Genomic DNA, 2,572 nt, shown 5'->3' with positions numbered 1-2,572 from the left:
CCCGGCGCCGACGACTCGACCCCCCTGCTCGCGGTGACCCGTACCAACACGTCGACGGCCGGCATCCTCGCCCTCGGCCCGAACGACCTGCTCACCGCCTGGCGCCCCTGAAGCACGCGTCAATTCAGGACACGCCCCAGCCCCGCTCCTTGATCCACGTCCCTGTTGCCGGCCGCTCTTTGGGAACGATGTGAATCTGGTGTTGTGGCAGGAGCATCAGATTCACATCGTTCTTTGTCATAGATACCGGCATGATCGGTACAGTACGGGTTGGCCCTCAGTGGCTGGAGTCGATCAGGTCGCGGTCGGGCGGCGCTGCGTGATCGGTAGGGCCACGCCGGCCGGCACGCACCCCCCGGATACCGAGCCAGCCGACCGCCGTACCGATCGCAAGCGAGACGGCGGTGAGCACCAGGTGCACCAGGAAGAACCCGGTCGGACCATCGCTCCACGACCGGTCGTCGACCCAGATGTTCTTCAGGAACGTCGGCCAGATCACCCACGACCAGACACCCACCGCGACCAGGAACCAGGCGGCACGCTTCGACAGAGTCACCCACCCAGCTTCGCACTCCACGGCAGCGCCGGATCCGCCCAGGCCAGCCAGCCGGACGGATCACCACGGCGGCACGAGCTCGTGACAAGTTCAGAGCTACTTCAGATATCATTGCGCCCATGGCAGCGTCAGTAGCGCGCGTCTCCTTCCCCTACAGCGATCTTCTCCGCCAGCCCAAGCGCGTCCTCGCCTACATCGATGAAGGCGTTGTGGTCGAACTGGCCCGGCGCGACGGCCCGAACCTTCGGGTCGAACTGGCCGACCGCGCCGCCGACGTCGAGGAGGCGCTTGCGCTGACCGCCCGCATCCTGCGGCAGACCCTCCACGACGATGCGGCCCGCCCTGTCCTTGAGGCCGTGATCACTGAGGTCTTCCCGTGGATTGAACTGCTTCCCGTCGACGAGCAGGCGGAGTGCATCAGCACGCTCCTGCGCCGGCTGCAGGCAAGCGCCGAAGCCGGCGTGCTGGCACCCTTCACCCAGCTCGCGCACGAGTGGAAGCAGACCGCCGCGATCCACGCGGATCCCGCCCTCACCGCAGACCTCAGCCGGCCGCTGCCCGGCGACGGCCCCGTCCTCCATCGACCGTCATAACCGGACGTGTCTGGTACTGCATCGACGACGAGAAACAACGCATCTGGATCATCCGTGCCGGTGCAGGCCATCCACAAGCAATCGAATAGCGGTTCTGCGTGCTCCACTCGACTCGCCGTTGCTCGACGCGTGCGTGTCCGTGGTCTGGGTGGCCAGGCACGCATTGCTACGACCGTTTGAACCCGCCGTGCTTTACCACCGCGCCCAGCTCCGCAAGCTGGCGGTGTTGGTCCGCAGTAAGATCAATATCATCCAGAATAACGATCTTCATTGCTACCGGCTTCCAGTCCCGACAGTTCAGCCAGTAGGCCAAATGGCGCACGATCATGGATCTTCTCGCACCCGCTGACCTCCAGGGTCGCTGGGACCCAATCACTACCGTAGTGCACCGAGTCCTCCACCCGTTCCGGCGATGATGCGCAACGCCGGAACGTGGATGTGGCACTGGCGGACCTCGTCGTCGAAGACGAGCCAGCACGCGGTCTGCTTATGATCGTCGGCTGTCTTCTACACGGGCCCCGTAGCGTCGGTGTCGGCGTGGGTGCCGAGGTAGATGAAGCCGTAGGCCTCGTCGCGAAAGGGGATGCAGGCGGCCCGCAGGGCATCGTCCCAGTCGCCGGTGCACACGGGGTCCGCACCTTCGCTGCCGTGGTCTGCGGTCAGCAGGATGGCGGTGTCGTCGGTGAGTCCGCGCTCGTCGAGCAGGTCGAGGAAAACCCCCAGGCGCCGGTCCGCGTCGACCATCGATGCGCGGGCCTGCGGTGAGTACGGCCCGCCGCTGTGGTGTGCAGTGTCGGTCACCGTCGTGTTCCACCACATGAACGCGGGCGGCTGCGCGTCCCCACCCCACAACTGGGCGACCTGCGTGAGGCCGAGCGCGTCCACCTGGGTCGACCAGGCGTAGTCCGAATCGGCCGCAACCCATTGCGCGGTCGCGTGCGGGTCGTCCTGCGCCGAGGGCAGATGCTCACCCAGGCCGCTGGCGCCGTCGCCGCCGCTCATCGAACGGACCAGCGCAAAGGTCGAATATGTCGCGCCCCGGTCGACCGGCTCGTTGACGCACGCCGTCGACACGCCGGGCCGCGCCGCCGCGATCGCCTCGAAAACCGTCCGAACGCCGTCCCGGAGCTGATCGCATGCCACATGCCAGGTGGACGAGTCGTTGGCGATGACCCGACGCCCGGTCTCCCGGTCGAAGTAGACGTTGTTCAGGATGCCGTGCCGACCCGGGCCGACCCCGGTCAGCGCCGAGGTGTGGTTGGTCAGGGTGACGCTCGGGAACTCCGCGATGGCACCGCCGGTCAGGGCGCAGCCCCGCGCCAGCAGCCGGGCAACCGCCGGCAGCTCACCGGTGACGGCCATGTTCAGCAGGTCGTTACAGTTCGCGCCGTCCCAGAGCAGACCGACGACGTGGCGGGCACCC

General features: G+C 67.1%; 3 protein-coding genes. 1 reads left to right on the top strand and 2 read right to left on the bottom strand.

Going from position 1 to position 2,572, the window contains the following annotated elements:
• Positions 1-277 precede the first annotated feature (277 nt).
• Entirely contained in the window at positions 278-556 is a 279-nt protein-coding gene (locus tag U9980_RS06780; protein ID WP_322767150.1) for an SCO4848 family membrane protein, read from the bottom strand.
• 119 nt (positions 557-675) lie between these two features.
• On the opposite strand from U9980_RS06780, the gene U9980_RS06775 reads away from it, so the two are divergent.
• Positions 676-1,149 (top strand): hypothetical protein, encoded by a 474-nt coding sequence (locus tag U9980_RS06775; RefSeq protein WP_322767149.1) that lies wholly within the window; start codon positions 676-678, stop codon positions 1,147-1,149.
• 507 nt (positions 1,150-1,656) lie between these two features.
• Here U9980_RS06775 and U9980_RS06770 read toward each other — a convergent pair.
• The coding region (locus tag U9980_RS06770; RefSeq protein ID WP_322767148.1) for an alkaline phosphatase family protein at positions 1,657-2,572 on the bottom strand (916 nt) is incomplete at its 5' end.

Source organism: Protofrankia sp. Cr1, from assembly GCF_963555865.1.
In the GTDB taxonomy this organism is placed as follows: domain Bacteria; phylum Actinomycetota; class Actinomycetes; order Frankiales; family Frankiaceae; genus Protofrankia.
The sequence above is the reverse complement of the archived record's forward strand: the minus strand, read 5'-3'. Positions and strand labels throughout refer to the sequence as shown.